The organism is Oxalobacter formigenes, assembly GCF_002127965.1.
GTDB classification, from domain to species: Bacteria; Pseudomonadota; Gammaproteobacteria; order Burkholderiales; family Burkholderiaceae_D; genus Oxalobacter; species Oxalobacter formigenes.
Genome location: NZ_CP018787.1, coordinates 2,250,956 through 2,265,821 on the forward strand (window position 1 = coordinate 2,250,956; position 14,866 = coordinate 2,265,821).

Here is a 14,866-nt window from a genome sequence, read left to right on the forward strand (position 1 = left end):
TTTAATCTCTTCGTTAATCGTCAAAATTGGAGGCATTACATTTTGGCTACAACAGCACCCCAGGTCAAACCGCCGCCGATGGCTGCCAGAAGAATATTCTGCCCCGGTTTGATACGGCCGTCGCGCACACCGGTATCGATTGCCAGCGGAATGGATGCCGCCGAAGTATTACCATGCTGGTCGACGGTGACAATGATTTTTTCATCCGGAATATCCAGTTTCCTGGCCGAACTTTGCATGATGCGCAAATTGGCCTGATGAGGGATCATCCAGTCGATATCCGTATTTTTCAGCCCGGCCTTGCCCATTGCTTCCAGACCGACCTTGTCCATCCATGTCACTGCCAGTTTGAAAACGGCCTTTCCGTCCATATAGACGAAAGCCTTGCCTTCAACAACGCCATTACTCAGTTTGCCCGGTAAAGAGAGGATATCACCATAGTTGCCGTCAGCATGCAGGGCTGTCGCCATAATACCGGGTTCGTCGGATGCGGACAGGACAACAGCACCGGCTCCATCGCCAAACAGGACACAGGTCGTCCTGTCGTTATAGTCGACAATGCGGGAATAGGTTTCAGCACCAACGACCAGAACCTTTTTATAGACACCTGCCCGGATAAAACTGTCCGCGACGGACAGTGCATACAAGAAACCGCTGCAAACTGCCTGCACGTCGAAAGCGGCACAATTGCTGGTAACGCCCAGTTTTTTCTGGACCATACAGGCCGTGCTCGGGAAACCGCCAAAAAAATCAGGGGTGGACGTCGCCAGAATAATCATGTCGATATCGTTAGCCTGGCATTTTGCCATTTCAAGCGCTTTTTCAGCTGCCTTGACCCCCAGATCACTGGACTGAACGCCTTCATCGGCATAATGGCGCGCCAGAATTCCGCTTCGGGTTCTGATCCATTCGTCAGAGGTCTCGACCCCCTGTTTGGCCAGTATTGCGGCCAGTTCGTCATTTGTAATCCGTTTTGGAGGTAAATAGCTACCGGTACCGATTATTTTGGCGTAGATGGTCATACTGTTTCTTGTTCCTGTATCCCGTTTTCTGTATTGGTTTTTTCTACTGCATGATGTTCTTTTGATTTTTGAAGCAGTTCAGCCATCGTTGTCGATATTCTCAACAATACGTCGCGTCTGACCGCTTCATGCGCCCGTCTTATGGCACATTCGTATGCATAGGCATCTGCACTGCCGTGGCTCTTGAAAACCAGACCGCGCAAACCCAGCATGCACGCCCCATTGAAGCGTGAAGGATTCAGTCGCTGCCTGATCGATTTCAGGGCTTTTCCTGCCAGAAGAGCACCAAGGCCATTCAAGAGACTGCTTCTGAATTCTGTCACCAGCACATTGCGGACAAATCGACCAAGCCCTTCAATGGATTTCAATGTGACGTTTCCAACAAACCCGTCGCAAACAATGACATCGCAGGTACCCTCGAAAATATCGTTGCCTTCTGCGTTGCCATAGAAATTAAGTGTACCATTCTCGTGTTCGATATGGAGCAAATCGCCTGCTTTTTTTACGACATCGTTTCCCTTGATGGCTTCGGTTCCGACATTTAAGAGTCCGATTTTGGGATGCGGATTGCCTTCGATATTGGCAAACAGTGCTGACCCCATCAGGGCGAACTGATGAAGATGTTCAGCCTCACAATCGACATTTGCCCCAAGATCGAGAACATAGGTCGGCCCGTTTTTCTGGTTCGGCAAAATGGCGCAAATAGCCGGACGATCAACACCCGGCATCGTTTTGAGAAGATAGCGCGAAATGGCCATCAGGGCGCCCGTATTACCAGCAGACACACAGGCATGAACCTCACCATCCTTGACCAGCTGGATGGCGACACGCATGGATGAATCTTTTTTTCTGCGCAAGGCAACTTCGATCGGATCGTCCATCTTGACGATCTCGCTGGCATTTTTCACCTTGATGCGGGGATGATTTTCAGCCTTGTGCTTTCTCAGCTCGGCTTCAATCAATTCCTGCGGACCAACGAGAACAAGCTCGGCCGCAGCTTCCTGTTTCAAGAAGGAAAGAGACGCAGGCACAGTGACAGACAGGCCATGGTCCCCCCCCATACAATCAATCGAAATTTTTACAGTTTCTGTTTCGTTCTGAAGCACGTTTAAACCGGATTTTTTATCCGTCTCCCTACGTTACCTAATCACGCAAAAAGCAACAATAAAAAAGGCGCCCAGGTACCAAAACCTATTGCGCCATTGATTTCATCAACATTCTGGATGTTTACTGATCGTTTTGGGTGTTCAACACTTTTTTGCCACGATAAAAGCCGTTTGGGCTGATATGATGGCGGCGATGTTTCTCACCGGAAGTCGGCTCAACTGATAACTGGGTTGCTTCCAGAAAATCATGTGAACGACGCATGCCGCGTTTCGACGGCGATTTTTTATTTTGTTGGACTGCCATAATTACTCCTGAATCAAATTTTCGAAAAATTCTAACACATCCACCTTGTTGTATTGTTACAAAATGGATTTAGATCCTTACAAATTCATTTTTTGTTGTTATTCCTTTTTCTTCAACTTCCCCAAAACGGAAAAAGGAGATTGAATGTTGTTTTTCAACTCACCCATTGAAGAATCGGGACAAACCTCATGTTTTGACGATAAAGGCAAAGACAACAGGGCTTCGTCTTCAATCAAATCCAGAACATTTATTTTCCCGTCAGCGACGATAACTTCCACCGAGTCTTCATTACCGAGCGTTTCTTCCATTTCATCGGCCTGTTCTTCGGTTTTTGCAACCAGAACCGTCGTTTCGGAATCGACGTCGAACACGAGCGGTGACAGACAGCGCTGACACATCAGGTTGACCGTACCGGATACCTCCAGACTCAACTCTGGCTGATTTCGCTTGTTGACAGTACCCGTTACTTCCCATTTCAGCTCGCCCGCCTGATCGGCACAGACAGCTGAGAGCCGGTTCAATTCTGACAAGGAAGCGTTTCCCTTTAAAGATCCGCCGTTGCGACAAAATTCAAATGGATCGATCAAATATGAGTTCATAGCTCGCAAAGAGCGGTAAATTCATAATTTTAACAAAATTATTTCTTATTAGTCAAAGCTTTAGTACACTAATTAATACACTCATATTCCACTGACCATTATGCTTCCCGATTCAACTCACAAACTCATACTGGCGTCCTCATCGAAATACCGCAAGGAATTACTGTCGCGACTCGGCTTCCCCTTTACAGCCATCAGCCCGGACATCGACGAAACCCCGTTTCCCGATGAAAAACCACAGGAAACAGCATCAAGACTGGCCTATCTGAAGGCAAAGGCCATAGGAATGCAGTATCCCGGTTCCATCGTCATCGGATCGGATCAGGTGGCAGAATGCCAGGGAGAACAAATCGGAAAACCCGGCACCTTTGAAAAAGCGCTTGCCCAGTTGCAAAAAATGCGTGGCCGGGAAGTCAATTTTCATACCGCCCTGTGCGTCTGGAACGGAATGGACGCCGATCCCGACAAGACCGCACAAAAAGAGATCGTCAAAACAGTCGTCACCTTCCGGGATCTGCCCGACGAAGAACTGAAAGCGTATCTCAACATTGAAGAGCCATACGATTGTGCGGGAAGCGCAAAAAACGAGGCTCTCGGTATCGCCATTCTTGAAAAAATCGAAAGCAGCGACCCAACCGCCCTGACCGGCCTGCCTCTTATTGCCTTGACGACCATGTTGCGCCAATGCGGACTGTCTTTTTTTTCGGGAGCGGCAAAATGAGCAAAGGCACTTTATACCTGATCCCCAATACATTGGGCGGCGATCACACCAATATGAGCCTGACTGACATGATTCCCGATTCAGTCAGTGAAATCACCGCGTCTCTCGACTGTTTCATTGCGGAAAACGCCAAATCAGCCCGTGCCCACCTGAAGCGGATTGCAGAAATATCTCCCCTGAAACTGCCTCTCCAGCAAATCGACATTGCCGAGCTGAACATCCGCACAGACAAGGCAAAACTGCCGGAACTGCTGAAACCCTTACTGGATGGAAAAAACGTCGGCCTGATATCGGAAGCGGGTGTTCCCGCTGTCGCCGATCCGGGTGCCGATCTGGTGCGTCTCGCGCATGAAAAAAACATCCCCGTCAAACCACTGGTCGGCCCCTCTTCCCTGTTACTGGCCCTGATGGCAAGCGGCCTGAACGGCCAGAGTTTCGCCTTTAACGGTTATTTGCCTACCGATAACGAGCAACGCAGCCGTCAAATACGGGCCCTGGAAGAACGGTCGAGACACGACAGGCAGACCCAGATTTTCATTGAAACGCCTTACCGGAACGAGCCGTTTTTAAAGGCATTGTGCGCAGCTTGCCGCCCGGATACATTACTTTGCGTCGCAACCGACATGACTCTTTCTTCCGAGTCGGTCAGAACCCTGCCGGTTTCCGAATGGAAACAGCAAATCGGAAAGGGAAAACTGCCGGATTTCCAGAAAAAACCGACTGTTTTCCTGTTTCTGGCAAACTAGTTTCCTGATTGAAATATGGTTTCAGGACTTGCCAGTACCCGCTTCAAGAAGGTAAGCGGCGCCACTGTCCTTTTGAAGGACAGAGACGAGATACGGCATCGTTTCCTTCAATTCCTCCGCCAGTTTCCAGGGCGGATTGACGACAAACATGCCGCTTGAGACGAGGCCGAAACCGTCCGGAGTCTGGCTGCCAATCGAAAGCGTCACATTCAGCCATTCCTGATTGACTGTTTTTTTCAGACGTTCGGCAAAACGTTGCGATTCAGGCCTTTGCAAGACGGGATACCAGATAAGGTAGGTTCCCGTCGGAAAACGTTTCATTGCATCGGCCATGCTCTCGACGACTTTCTGGTAATCCATCTTGTTTTCATAAGGCGGATCGATCAGCACCACGGCCCTTCTGCCGGGAGGCGGCAATACTGCTTTCAATGCCGCAAACCCGTCATTCCGGTCTACGATGACCCGTTTTCCACGCCCGGCAGGGCGCCCGCCGCCCAGCTGTTCCTGTTTCGCCAATTCCTGAAAATTTTTGGCCAGATTCTGGATTTCCGCCGGATGCAGTTCATAAAGACGTAACCTGTCCTGTGAACGCAATACCTTTTCCGCTATGAAAGGGGAACCCGGATAATATTGGAGTCTGCCTGAAGGATTCATCTCACGAATCAGGTTCAGGTAATCCGCGATATGAGCGGGTGCCTCCTTTTCGGGCCATAATTTATGGATACCCGTTTCGGATTCTGCACTTTTCTGCGCCTGTGCACCTTTTAAGGAATAAACCCCTGACCCTGCATGGGTATCGACATAAAACACCGGCGCTTCTTTCTGAATGGCATATGCAAGTGTCTGTATCAGCACGACATGCTTTAAAACATCTGCATGATTGCCTGCATGAAAAGCGTGTTGATAACTGAACATATGCCTGACCTTCTTTCAATTTGATAAAGTAAACGGCTATTTTAACTTCTGCCAAAACCTTGTTGTAAGGCTTTCAGAACATTTCCAGAAACAATTTTGCGGCTGCCGACAGTGGCTTGTCTTTTTTCCACAAAATGGCGGAGGACGATTGCAATTGGCAATTGGCAATTGCCATTGCATGAAAATCGCCGGAAGGCCTGACCGACAATGTCGATACCGGCAATATGGCGATGCCCAGTTCCGCTTCGACCAGTGAAAGTATCGCCGAGATATTGTCACTCTCGCAAAACACATCGGCATTCACTCCCTTGTTCTTCATTTCATCGATAACCATATCGTGACAATGAATCCCGGCCTGACGCTGCATCAATATAAGAGGGATACCCTCCAGCTCTTCCAGTCCGATATTGTCTTTTCCGATCCATTTTGGATCGTCATTGCGCGAGACAGCCATCCATGATTCCGTCAACAGGGGTTTCGATTCATAAGACCCCATCGGCACCGGCAAACGGGCAATCCCGAATTCAATCATGTCCGCATTCAGCAATTCCAGAATGCGATACGTATTCCCTTCCCGCCACTGGAAGCGGACATGCGGATACTCTTGATGAAAACGCTTTATTCTTTCCGGAATATAGATATTTCCGATGGCAGGAGGGCTGCCGATGGTCAACACGCCATTGACGCCATATTCCACGTCCCTGGCTTCGATGGCAGCCACTTTCATCAACCCGAGAATCTGTTCGGCACGCTGGTAAAAAGCAAGCCCCGCCTTTGTCAGGGAGAGGCTGCGTGTATTCCGGTCAATCAGCTTCACACCCAATTCTTCCTCCAGCAGTTTGAGCTGGTAACTCAGGGGCGGCTGGGCGATATGCAATCTCTGGGCAGCCCGGCTGATCTGTCCTTCCTCGGCAATGGCGCAAAAATATCGCAATTGGCGAATATCCATTTGGCACCTCCAATTTATATTTAAATCATATTTATTATAAACAAAAAAAGTATTTTTTATATAAATAAGAGCTGTGTATACTCATATCAACATCACTTTTATTTCATCCGAACCTGTTGTGCCAAAAAGGAGACTGAACATGAAAATCTGTATATTCGGTGCCGGTGCCATCGGCGGTTATCTGGCAGTTGAACTGGCTCTGGCCGGAAATGAAGTCTGTGCTATCGCACGGGGCGACCATCTGGAAGCGATCAAAAAGAATGGCCTGACTCTCCGGATCGGCGGAAAAGAAAAAAATGCAAAGATTCCTGCCAGCAGCAACCCTGCCGATTTCGGGCCGCAAGACTATGTCATCTGCGCCCTGAAAGCCCATCAATCTTATGAGTCAGCCGGGCAGTTCGCTCCGCTTTTGGGGCCGGATACAGCAATGGTTACCGCCATGAACGGCATTCCCTGGTGGTATTTTTACAAAAACGGCGGCGAATTCGACGGCCGTCATCTCGAATCGGTCGATCCCGGAGCAAAACAGTGGAAGTTGATCGGGCCGGAACGCGCTATCGGTTGCGTCGTCGACCCAGCCTGTGAAATCATCGCTCCGGGTGTGGTTGAACATCATGAATTCAATCGCTTCATTCTAGGCGAACCCGACGGCAGCAAATCCGGCCGCGTCATGGCGCTGTCGGAAGCTATGAAAGCGGCGAATTTCGACGCCCCCGTCCGTGACGCCATCCGATGGAACGTCTGGCTGAAATTGTGGGGTAACGTCTGTTTCAATCCGATCAGTGCCTTGACGCATACGACACTCGACCAGATCACGTCCGGCGATCTGGGCAAACTCTGCAGACAGGCCATGGTTGAAGCCAAAGCCGTTACTGAAGCATTGGGCGTTTTCATTCCGGAAGAAATGATCGACAGGCGTCTGACTATAGCGGGCAAAGCGGTCGGACACAAAATGTCCATGCTGCAGGATCTGGAAAGAAACCGGTCGATGGAAATCGATGCACTGGTAACTGCCGTGCAGGAACTCGGCCGCCTGACCAACGTTCCGACTCCGACAATCGATATTCTGTTGACACTGGTTCAGGCAAGAGGGCGGCAAGCCGGCCTTTATTGAAAACAGTCCGTTAAAACATCCTGCACTTCTTTAGTACAGGATGTTTTTTTATTTCTTTTCGCCATTTATATTCCCGCCGGAAATCTTTTCACCATGATTTTCGCCAGACATTGCCCAAAAAGCGGCTAGCTTTTGATTTATTTGAACTTTATTCCTTCGCAAATCGATAAAAATATTGAAGAAAAGCGGTATCAATGCTTGCAGATTTATCCACAGGACTATTATCATATAGTTGTGCCAACAGCACATTTTCTTCTTTTGAATGAGGCTTAACATGCATAAACTTCTGGCCGCTATTTTCGTTGTCGCAGGATTCGCTCTTCCATTCACCTATGGATCTGCGCAGGCCAAACCTGTCACCAAGTCCCAAAAAGCCAAAAAACCCGTCAAGAAAAAAACTGCTAAAAAAACACAGGCTGCACAAAAAGAAGAAGCAGTTGTCAATGTAGCGGGAATGAGCGGTTCACAATATAATTGTGAACTCGGCAATAAATTAACCGTTTACAAAAAATCCGACGATCCAAGTTACGTCAATCTTCAATGGCGAAACAAGATGCACCGTATGCTGCGCACTGCAACAACCACAGGTGCCGAACGCTATGAAGATAAAAGCACTGGCCTTGTCTGGGTAAACATCCCGGCAAAAAGCATGCTCTTGGATAGCAAAAAAGGAAGCCAGCTGGCTAATGAATGCCGTAATCCTGAACAAAGAAAAGCTTTAGTGGCCGCAAAAAACTGAACTTTTAATTGTTTTTGTTTCAGTCTGACTGATGAATGGCCCGAAAAGGGCCATTCGTATTTGGAGTTTTCATGTCTTGTTTCACACAGAATACCTATAAAGAATTTCCCGTCACCCACGAAAAGAAGGGCCACTTCTACTCAATTCCCGCTCTGGGGAAAGAACTCGGTCTCGACTTGTCCCGCCTGCCAGTCTCCATCCGCATCGTTCTCGAATCCGTACTGCGCAATTGTGACGGCAAGAAAATCACGGAAGAACACGTGCGCCAATTGGCCAACTGGAAGCCGAATGAAGAACGGTCAAATGAAATTCCTTTCGTCGTTGCCCGTGTGATTTTGCAGGACTTTACCGGTATTCCGCTGCTTGTCGATCTCGCTGCCATGAGAAACGTTGCCGTCAAGACCGGCAAGAATCCGAAAAAGATCGAACCGCTGGTTCCAGTCGATCTGGTCGTGGATCACTCCGTCCAGATCGATTATTTCCGTCAGGACAATGCGCTGGACCTCAACATGAAGCTGGAATTCGACCGTAACCGAGAACGTTACCAGTTCATGAAATGGGGCATGCAGGCTTTCGATACATTCGGTGTCGTTCCTCCGGGTTTCGGTATTGTCCATCAGGTCAATATGGAATATCTGGCCCGTGGCGTCCACAAGCGTAATGACGCCGAAGCTGGCGACGTTTATTATCCGGATACACTGGTCGGTACCGACTCCCATACCACCATGATCAACGGCGTCGGCGTCGTAGGCTGGGGTGTCGGCGGTATTGAAGCGGAAGCGGGCATGCTCGGACAGCCGGTTTATTTCCTGACGCCTGACGTCATCGGCATGAACCTGACCGGCAAACTGCGCGAAGGTTGCACCGCAACCGATCTGGTTCTGACCATTACCGAACTCCTGCGCAAGGAAAAAGTCGTCGGCAAGTTCGTCGAATTCTTCGGCGAAGGCGCGGCATCCCTGTCTGCGACCGACCGCGCAACGATTGCCAATATGGCACCGGAATATGGTGCAACCATCGGTTTCTTCACTGTCGATGAAGCCACGATCAGCTATTTCAAGAATACCGGCCGTACCGATGAAGAAGTGTCCGCCCTTGAATCCTACTTCAGGGCACAGGGCATGTTCGGCATTCCTAAAGCCGGCCAGATCGATTACACCCGCGTCGTCAATCTCGATCTCGGCAGCGTCACCGCTTCCGTTTCGGGCCCAAGACGGCCACAGGATCGTATCGAACTGGGCAACCTGAAAAAACGCTTTACCGAATTGTTCAGCGCTCCTGTCAAGGACGGTGGTTTCAACAAGAAACCGGCTGATATGGAAGCGACCTATGTCAATTCCGACAACGTCGAGCTGAAAAACGGCGACATCCTGATCGCCGCCATCACCTCCTGTACCAATACCAGCAATCCTGCCGTTTTGCTGGCTGCAGGTCTTCTGGCGAAAAAAGCGGTCGAAGCCGGTCTTCAGGTTTCCCCACGCATCAAGACTTCGCTGGCTCCCGGTTCCAGAATCGTGACCAACTATCTTGAGAAAGCCGGTCTGTTGCCTTATCTGGAAAAACTCGGTTTCAACGTGGCGGCTTACGGTTGCACCACCTGTATCGGCAATGCCGGTGACCTGACTCCCGCGATGAACGAAGCCATCGTCAAGAACGATGTGGTCGCAGCAGCGGTACTGTCCGGCAACCGGAACTTCGAAGCCCGTATTCATCCGAACATCCGCGCCAACTTCCTCGCTTCGCCTCCACTCGTCGTGGCCTATGCGATTGCCGGAAACGTCACACGCGATCTGACGACGGAACCGCTGGGCAAAGGCAAGGATGGCAAGGACATTTATCTGTCCGATATCTGGCCGACCTCGCATGAAGTGGCTGCGCTGGTTCCTCTGGCTCTGGATGCGCCTTCCTTCCGCAAGAACTACAGCGACATCAAAACGGCTCCGGGCGAACTCTGGCAGAAAATTGCCGGTTTCGCGACAGGTGACGTTTACGACTGGCCACAATCGACCTATATTGCCGAACCACCTTTCTTCAGCGATTTCGGAATGGAACCGAATGCCGCTTCCGCCAATATTTCGGGAGCCCGTGCGCTGGCCCTCTTTGGCGACTCGATCACGACCGACCACATTTCACCTGCCGGTTCGATTCAGGAAAAAAGCCCTGCCGGTCAATGGCTGATGGAACATGGCATTTCGAAAGCCAATTTCAACTCTTTCGGCTCCCGTCGCGGCAACCATGAAGTCATGATGCGCGGTACGTTCGGCAATGTCCGCATCAAGAACCAGATGTTGCCTGTCGGCCCGGATGGCAGCCGTCGTGAAGGCGGGTATACCCTGTATCAGCCGGGCGGAGAAGAAACGTCGATTTTCGACGCGGCCATGCGTTACCAGAAAGAAAACGTGCCGACCATCGTCATCGGTGGCGAGGAATACGGTACCGGTTCTTCCCGTGACTGGGCAGCCAAAGGGACGCAATTGCTGGGCGTGAAAGCGGTGATCGCCCGTTCATTCGAACGTATTCACCGTTCCAATCTGGTCGGCATGGCGGTTCTGCCACTTCAGTTCACCGGTAATGACAGTGCCGAATCGCTGGGACTGAAAGGTGATGAAACGTTCGATCTGACAGGACTGGACGACATCACCCCGTTGCAGGATGTAACGCTCGTCGTCCATCGTGCCGACGGGACAACGCAAAACGTGCCCCTGTTGCTTCGTATCGACACGCCGATCGAGGTGGATTATTACCGTCATGGCGGTATTCTGCCATTCGTTTTGAGACAGTTGCTTTCAAACTGAGTCTTCTAAAACAGTAAAAAAGGGCCGCGATCGCGGCCCTTTTTTACTGTTTGTGATGAATCTGTATGAAGATAAAACGGCGCTCTTATATAAACTGGCAATGTAAAAATCAAGAAAAATGGAATAAGAAAAAACTTTTTCACTTTTACCAGTCAATAGAGAAAAGGGATTTCAAAAAGATAAAAAATGCCTGTTCCTGCAAGATGGGTTAAAGCAGGATATGCTCTCAAAGAAAACGAATTCGTCGTTTTCTTGCAAAATGAAGTTTCAAGTGAAATTTTAGATTCAACAAATCGTTGTAGCGGCTGTTTTTTATATTAAAGTTAAGTATTGCCTACCTTCATTTCAGAGATCCGCATATGAACAGCCAGACTGCCAGAAAAATGTTTTCTTTCGATATCAGGGCAAACCATTTTTTTCGAGCTTTTTTGCTGCTTGCCATGTCACTTCTTGCCGGTGTTGCCTTTGCTGACGATTTCAACGATGGTGTCAGCGCCTACAAAAGCGGGAACTACCAGCAGGCACTGTCGCTATTTGAGGCGGGCGCGAAAAAGGACGACCCGAAATCGACGTATGCCCTCGGCCTTCTGTATAAAAACGGCGTGATCGTCAGAAAAGATATCGGACGTGGCCTGAATCTGATCATGAAATCTGCCAATCAGGGATTCGCGAGAGCCCAGAATTATCTCGGAGTCACCTACTACGATGGCAATGAGGTCGAACAGGACTACAAGGAAGCGTTCGACTGGTATGGCAAGGCAGCCGTTCAGGGTTATCCTGATGCGGAATACAATCTGGCCGTCATGTATGGTCTTGGGAAGGGAACCCGGCAGGATTTTTCCGAAACCATCAAATGGCTGCGCAAGGCCGCCATGCACCAGCTTCCTGAAGCCCAGTACGGTCTTGGCGTAATGTATTCCCGAGGACTTGGTGTCGTGAAAAACGATGAACAGTCCGCTTACTGGTTTTCAAAGGCAGCGCGGGCCGGTTACCTGAAAGCGCAAAACAAACTGGGTATTTTATATTCCGAAGGAAAAGGTCTGGAAAAGGACGAGAAAAAAGCGTTCCACTGGTTCGAGGCCGCTGCCGAAAAAGGCTATGCAAAAGCCCAATTCAATCTGGCGGTCATGTACGACAAGGGAATTGGCGTTGCAAAGGATGTGTCCAAAGCCATTATGTGGTACCGCAAAGCGGCTACACAAGGCAATGTGGCTGCACAGAAACGGTTGAAACAACTGCATTCCTAAGGCCCGAAAACAAAAGAGACATCCGGAAAATCAGGCTTTGAGAATCTGGCGGCTGATCGACGCCTCACGGTAATGCCGGACTGCTTTTTCTTCGTGTCCCAGCCTGTCATGTAATTGCGCCAGCAAAAGATGAGCCTGATACAAGAGTTTCCGGTCGGAAGTGAGAGAAATGGCTTCTTCAAAACAGCTGGCTGACTTGTCAAACTGTTTCTGGCGCGAAGCCAATACGCCTAGCGCCAGCAAAAGCTGCGGCTGCCGTCCATATTTTTCAAGCCATCGTTCACAATGCCCTGCCTGAACCGTTAAATCATCCGGTTCCCTGCTTTCAGCGAATTCGACAAACGCATTTACCAGCCGGTCGTCCCAGAATTTGTCCAGCACACGGTACAGTATCTCTTCACTCTTTTTCGGTAGCATGCAATGATAAAACGCTTTAGCGGCACTGATTGCCACAGCCGGTTTTTCACGCTCTTGTTCAGGAACATCCTGCCAAACAAGCGCAACCGACTCCGCATCCGGCGCTGCTGTATCGAAGAGATTGACATAAGCCGCCTCTTTCAGTTTTTCCGACAAAACCGCCCGGATGGAGTGATGCTTGTCCAGAGACTGGACGAGGCGTAGCACTTCTTTCCAGTTCCCGATCTGCTGGTTTGCCTTGAGGGACAAACGCTGGACGTGGATATGTCGCGTGCCATTTGCATTGAGATCACTTATGACATCCAGCGCCTTGTGAGGCTGATGCTCGTCGATATACAACTCGGCCTTCGTCACAAGACATGCCGTATCGTAATCCTCATTATCCTCAATACTTTTCAGGTATTCGTCACGCTTGTCGTATTGCTGTACCGCTTGCGACGCCCTCGCTCCTATCAGGGCGGCGTATCCCCTGTTCTTTTCCCACTCCCACGCCTTTTCCGCCGCTTTCTGGGCCTGTACGAAACGCCCTTCAAAAAGAGCCTTCAGGGATTGGCGCAAAGCCTGATTGCTTTCCTGCTCTTTTTTTTGTTCACGTATCTGTGAAATCCGGGATGGCAAACGCAAAGCCATATGAATGGCCTTGAAAACCAGAAACAGCAAAATGATCAGCAGGACCAGCAGCAAGAGGAAAAAGTTGAGCGAGATATCGACCCGGTATGGCGGCCAGAAAAAAACGACGTTTCCGGCATTGAAACGCACCAGTACAGCCAGTCCAACTGCTGTGGCAAAAAGTCCGAGTATCCACAGAAAGATTCGCATATCAGTTCTTCATTCGATGATTCTGAACGGCGTTCAAGCTATCCGACAGACTGGGAATGTCCACGGACAAATCACTCGATTCCAAATTTCTCAACGTCGTCCTGACCGGTTTCACCGAATCTGCCGATGTATCGAAATAGCGGTCGAGCAAGTCCAGCGCGGCATTGATATCGTTTTTGAAAGAATTCGGTGAATGCGAAAGCAGGGAAAGCCGCGCCGAGAGCAGACGCAATTTCAGGTTTTCTCTCAGATAATAAGCTTGCGAAGGCGATAGAATCAACGCATCCGGCGCATCCACTTCCTGTACCCTGACCAGTGAATGGATTTCCCCGCGCATGTCGTCAATCCAGTCATTCCATAAAACGGCACTGGAATGCGCCCAGTCCGAAGGCGAGAGTGAAAATTCAAGCTCTTTTTTCATGCGCGAAGAAGCGTCTCTGTCATGATCCGGCAGCGGTTTTTCTCCTGCCATCAAGGGCAACCGGCTGATTTCGCTGATGATACTGTCCAGTTTCAACGCCATGCCAGCTGTATCGACGTTCGGAACCGCACGCAAACGTCCGATATCCCTTGCGATGGCACCTCTGATGGCAATGAACTGGGGTTTATTGGAATGGGCAAGCGTCCTGTCGGCATTTTGCAAGGCGACCAGTGCTCCGTCTATGTTTTTCGAAAGTTGAAGCTGTTGATTGGCCGTCGACAAAACCTGTTCGATTTCGGCCAGAGACCAGTCGTCCCTGCTTTTCGAGAGGTCCTGATACATCTGGGAAAGCGATACCTGCTGGTTCTGGGTTTCTGCCTGTCTGTTTTCCAGCGCGACCACTTTTGCCTGAATGTCGACCATCATGTCCTGCGTGGTTTTGGCGATGGTTTTCGCTTCCATGCTCACATCGTCACCTGACTGCAGACGCTTCGCAATTTCCGCACGCAGTCCCCCGATTTCGATATGCGAATAAACCAAATGGGCAACAAACAGGACGACGAGCACCGTCAGTCCCCAGGTCAGCCAGCGCAAACGCTGCTGCATCCTGGAAAGCGTTTCGGCTTTTCCGGTAGAAACGGTTTCAGATGGTGAGTCAGGTGAGGACATATTCGATCATTTTATTATTCCCGAAGGACATTATAGCCTCTGAATCCTCCTTTTTATGCCCATATGAGAGACAAAAACATCTTCCGGTTTCGATGAAAACGTTTTCAATTGCAAAGGGCAAAAAAAGATGCTCCTTGCTCTATGTGACGGTATGGCATTGTTGGGAATTCACGACATGAACCGCCGCGTGGCAGCCTGTTTGTGGAAACTTTTTGTTTTACGGGCAAGTTTCATTGAATGAGTCATGCTCCAGATACGGGTTCAAATTGAAGAAATTGACAAT

Annotated in this window: 15 protein-coding genes; 6 read left to right on the plus strand and 9 right to left on the minus strand. The window is 49.8% G+C overall.

Annotated features, from left to right (window positions below):
• Window positions 1–35: 35 nt before the first annotated feature.
• The 4 genes from BRW83_RS10660 to BRW83_RS10675 form a co-directional block, all read right to left on the minus strand.
• Window positions 36–1,022, minus strand: coding sequence for a beta-ketoacyl-ACP synthase III (locus BRW83_RS10660; RefSeq protein ID WP_005879466.1), 987 nt, complete (start codon window positions 1,020–1,022; stop codon window positions 36–38).
• On the minus strand, window positions 1,019–2,128 hold the full coding sequence (gene plsX / locus BRW83_RS10665) for a phosphate acyltransferase PlsX (protein ID WP_257789314.1): 1,110 nt from the start codon (window positions 2,126–2,128) through the stop codon (window positions 1,019–1,021). The genes BRW83_RS10660 and plsX overlap by 4 nt, the downstream gene beginning before the upstream one ends.
• Window positions 2,129–2,249: 121 nt before the next feature.
• Window positions 2,250–2,432 (minus strand): 50S ribosomal protein L32, encoded by a 183-nt coding sequence (gene rpmF / locus BRW83_RS10670; RefSeq protein WP_005879462.1) that lies wholly within the window; start codon window positions 2,430–2,432, stop codon window positions 2,250–2,252.
• A gap of 98 nt (window positions 2,433–2,530) precedes the next feature.
• The gene (locus BRW83_RS10675; protein ID WP_231284452.1) at window positions 2,531–2,962 is read right to left on the minus strand and encodes a YceD family protein; all 432 of its coding nucleotides are present in this window, start codon (window positions 2,960–2,962) and stop codon (window positions 2,531–2,533) included.
• A gap of 169 nt (window positions 2,963–3,131) precedes the next feature.
• Here BRW83_RS10675 and BRW83_RS10680 point away from each other — a divergent pair, with 169 nt between their 5' ends.
• Together BRW83_RS10680 and BRW83_RS10685 are read left to right on the plus strand one after the other, a co-directional pair.
• On the plus strand, window positions 3,132–3,752 hold the full coding sequence (locus tag BRW83_RS10680) for a Maf family nucleotide pyrophosphatase (protein WP_005879458.1): 621 nt from the start codon (window positions 3,132–3,134) through the stop codon (window positions 3,750–3,752).
• Window positions 3,749–4,498, plus strand: coding sequence for an SAM-dependent methyltransferase (locus tag BRW83_RS10685; protein WP_005879456.1), 750 nt, complete (start codon window positions 3,749–3,751; stop codon window positions 4,496–4,498). Before BRW83_RS10680 ends, BRW83_RS10685 begins: the two co-directional genes overlap by 4 nt.
• A 21-nt stretch (window positions 4,499–4,519) precedes the next feature.
• On the opposite strand, the gene BRW83_RS10690 is transcribed toward BRW83_RS10685, so the two are convergent.
• Both BRW83_RS10690 and BRW83_RS10695 read right to left on the minus strand, forming a co-directional pair.
• Complete coding sequence (locus tag BRW83_RS10690) at window positions 4,520–5,413, minus strand: 23S rRNA (adenine(2030)-N(6))-methyltransferase RlmJ (protein ID WP_005879454.1); 894 nt, start codon at window positions 5,411–5,413, stop codon at window positions 4,520–4,522.
• A gap of 73 nt (window positions 5,414–5,486) precedes the next feature.
• On the minus strand, window positions 5,487–6,362 hold the full coding sequence (locus BRW83_RS10695) for a LysR family transcriptional regulator (RefSeq protein ID WP_005879452.1): 876 nt from the start codon (window positions 6,360–6,362) through the stop codon (window positions 5,487–5,489).
• A gap of 139 nt (window positions 6,363–6,501) precedes the next feature.
• Between BRW83_RS10695 and BRW83_RS10700 the strand changes: the two genes are divergently transcribed.
• On the plus strand, window positions 6,502–7,476 hold the full coding sequence (locus BRW83_RS10700) for a 2-dehydropantoate 2-reductase (protein WP_036602479.1): 975 nt from the start codon (window positions 6,502–6,504) through the stop codon (window positions 7,474–7,476).
• A gap of 48 nt (window positions 7,477–7,524) precedes the next feature.
• Here BRW83_RS10700 and BRW83_RS10705 read toward each other — a convergent pair whose 3' ends face one another.
• Entirely contained in the window at window positions 7,525–7,704 is a 180-nt protein-coding gene (locus BRW83_RS10705; protein ID WP_036602477.1) for a hypothetical protein, read from the minus strand.
• A 46-nt stretch (window positions 7,705–7,750) separates the two neighbouring features.
• Here BRW83_RS10705 and BRW83_RS10710 point away from each other — a divergent pair, with 46 nt between their 5' ends.
• The 3 genes from BRW83_RS10710 to BRW83_RS10720 all read left to right on the plus strand — a co-directional run bounded on the left by BRW83_RS10710 (window position 7,751) and on the right by BRW83_RS10720 (window position 12,257).
• On the plus strand, window positions 7,751–8,215 hold the full coding sequence (locus tag BRW83_RS10710; RefSeq protein WP_145814907.1) for a lysozyme inhibitor: 465 nt from the start codon (window positions 7,751–7,753) through the stop codon (window positions 8,213–8,215).
• A 71-nt stretch (window positions 8,216–8,286) separates the two neighbouring features.
• Entirely contained in the window at window positions 8,287–11,010 is a 2,724-nt protein-coding gene (acnA, locus tag BRW83_RS10715) for an aconitate hydratase AcnA (RefSeq protein WP_005879447.1), read from the plus strand.
• A gap of 359 nt (window positions 11,011–11,369) precedes the next feature.
• Complete coding sequence (locus BRW83_RS10720; RefSeq protein ID WP_005879446.1) at window positions 11,370–12,257, plus strand: tetratricopeptide repeat protein; 888 nt, start codon at window positions 11,370–11,372, stop codon at window positions 12,255–12,257.
• Between the two features lie 30 nt (window positions 12,258–12,287).
• Here BRW83_RS10720 and BRW83_RS10725 read toward each other — a convergent pair whose 3' ends face one another.
• Together BRW83_RS10725 and BRW83_RS10730 are read right to left on the minus strand one after the other, a co-directional pair.
• Window positions 12,288–13,493, minus strand: coding sequence for a heme biosynthesis HemY N-terminal domain-containing protein (locus BRW83_RS10725; protein WP_005879445.1), 1,206 nt, complete (start codon window positions 13,491–13,493; stop codon window positions 12,288–12,290).
• A 1-nt stretch (window position 13,494) separates the two neighbouring features.
• Window positions 13,495–14,583 carry a uroporphyrinogen-III C-methyltransferase gene (locus tag BRW83_RS10730; protein WP_005879444.1) on the minus strand — a complete coding sequence of 363 codons (1,089 nt, stop codon included), beginning with the start codon at window positions 14,581–14,583 and terminating at the stop codon, window positions 13,495–13,497.
• Window positions 14,584–14,866 lie beyond the last annotated feature (283 nt).

Bases quoted from the DNA above. Each gene is read 5' to 3' on its own strand.
- BRW83_RS10660 (WP_005879466.1), bottom strand. From the start codon at position 1,022: ATGACCATCTACGCCAAAATAATCGGTACCGGTAGCTATTTACCTCCA.
- rpmF (WP_005879462.1), bottom strand. From the start codon at position 2,432: ATGGCAGTCCAACAAAATAAAAAATCGCCGTCGAAACGCGGCATGCGT.
- BRW83_RS10680 (WP_005879458.1), top strand. From the start codon at position 3,132: ATGCTTCCCGATTCAACTCACAAACTCATACTGGCGTCCTCATCGAAA.
- BRW83_RS10685 (WP_005879456.1), top strand. From the start codon at position 3,749: ATGAGCAAAGGCACTTTATACCTGATCCCCAATACATTGGGCGGCGAT.
- BRW83_RS10690 (WP_005879454.1), bottom strand. From the start codon at position 5,413: ATGTTCAGTTATCAACACGCTTTTCATGCAGGCAATCATGCAGATGTT.
- BRW83_RS10695 (WP_005879452.1), bottom strand. From the start codon at position 6,362: ATGGATATTCGCCAATTGCGATATTTTTGCGCCATTGCCGAGGAAGGA.
- BRW83_RS10700 (WP_036602479.1), top strand. From the start codon at position 6,502: ATGAAAATCTGTATATTCGGTGCCGGTGCCATCGGCGGTTATCTGGCA.
- BRW83_RS10705 (WP_036602477.1), bottom strand. From the start codon at position 7,704: ATGATAATAGTCCTGTGGATAAATCTGCAAGCATTGATACCGCTTTTC.
- BRW83_RS10710 (WP_145814907.1), top strand. From the start codon at position 7,751: ATGCATAAACTTCTGGCCGCTATTTTCGTTGTCGCAGGATTCGCTCTT.
- acnA (WP_005879447.1), top strand. From the start codon at position 8,287: ATGTCTTGTTTCACACAGAATACCTATAAAGAATTTCCCGTCACCCAC.
- BRW83_RS10720 (WP_005879446.1), top strand. From the start codon at position 11,370: ATGAACAGCCAGACTGCCAGAAAAATGTTTTCTTTCGATATCAGGGCA.
- BRW83_RS10725 (WP_005879445.1), bottom strand. From the start codon at position 13,493: ATGCGAATCTTTCTGTGGATACTCGGACTTTTTGCCACAGCAGTTGGA.
- BRW83_RS10730 (WP_005879444.1), bottom strand. From the start codon at position 14,583: ATGTCCTCACCTGACTCACCATCTGAAACCGTTTCTACCGGAAAAGCC.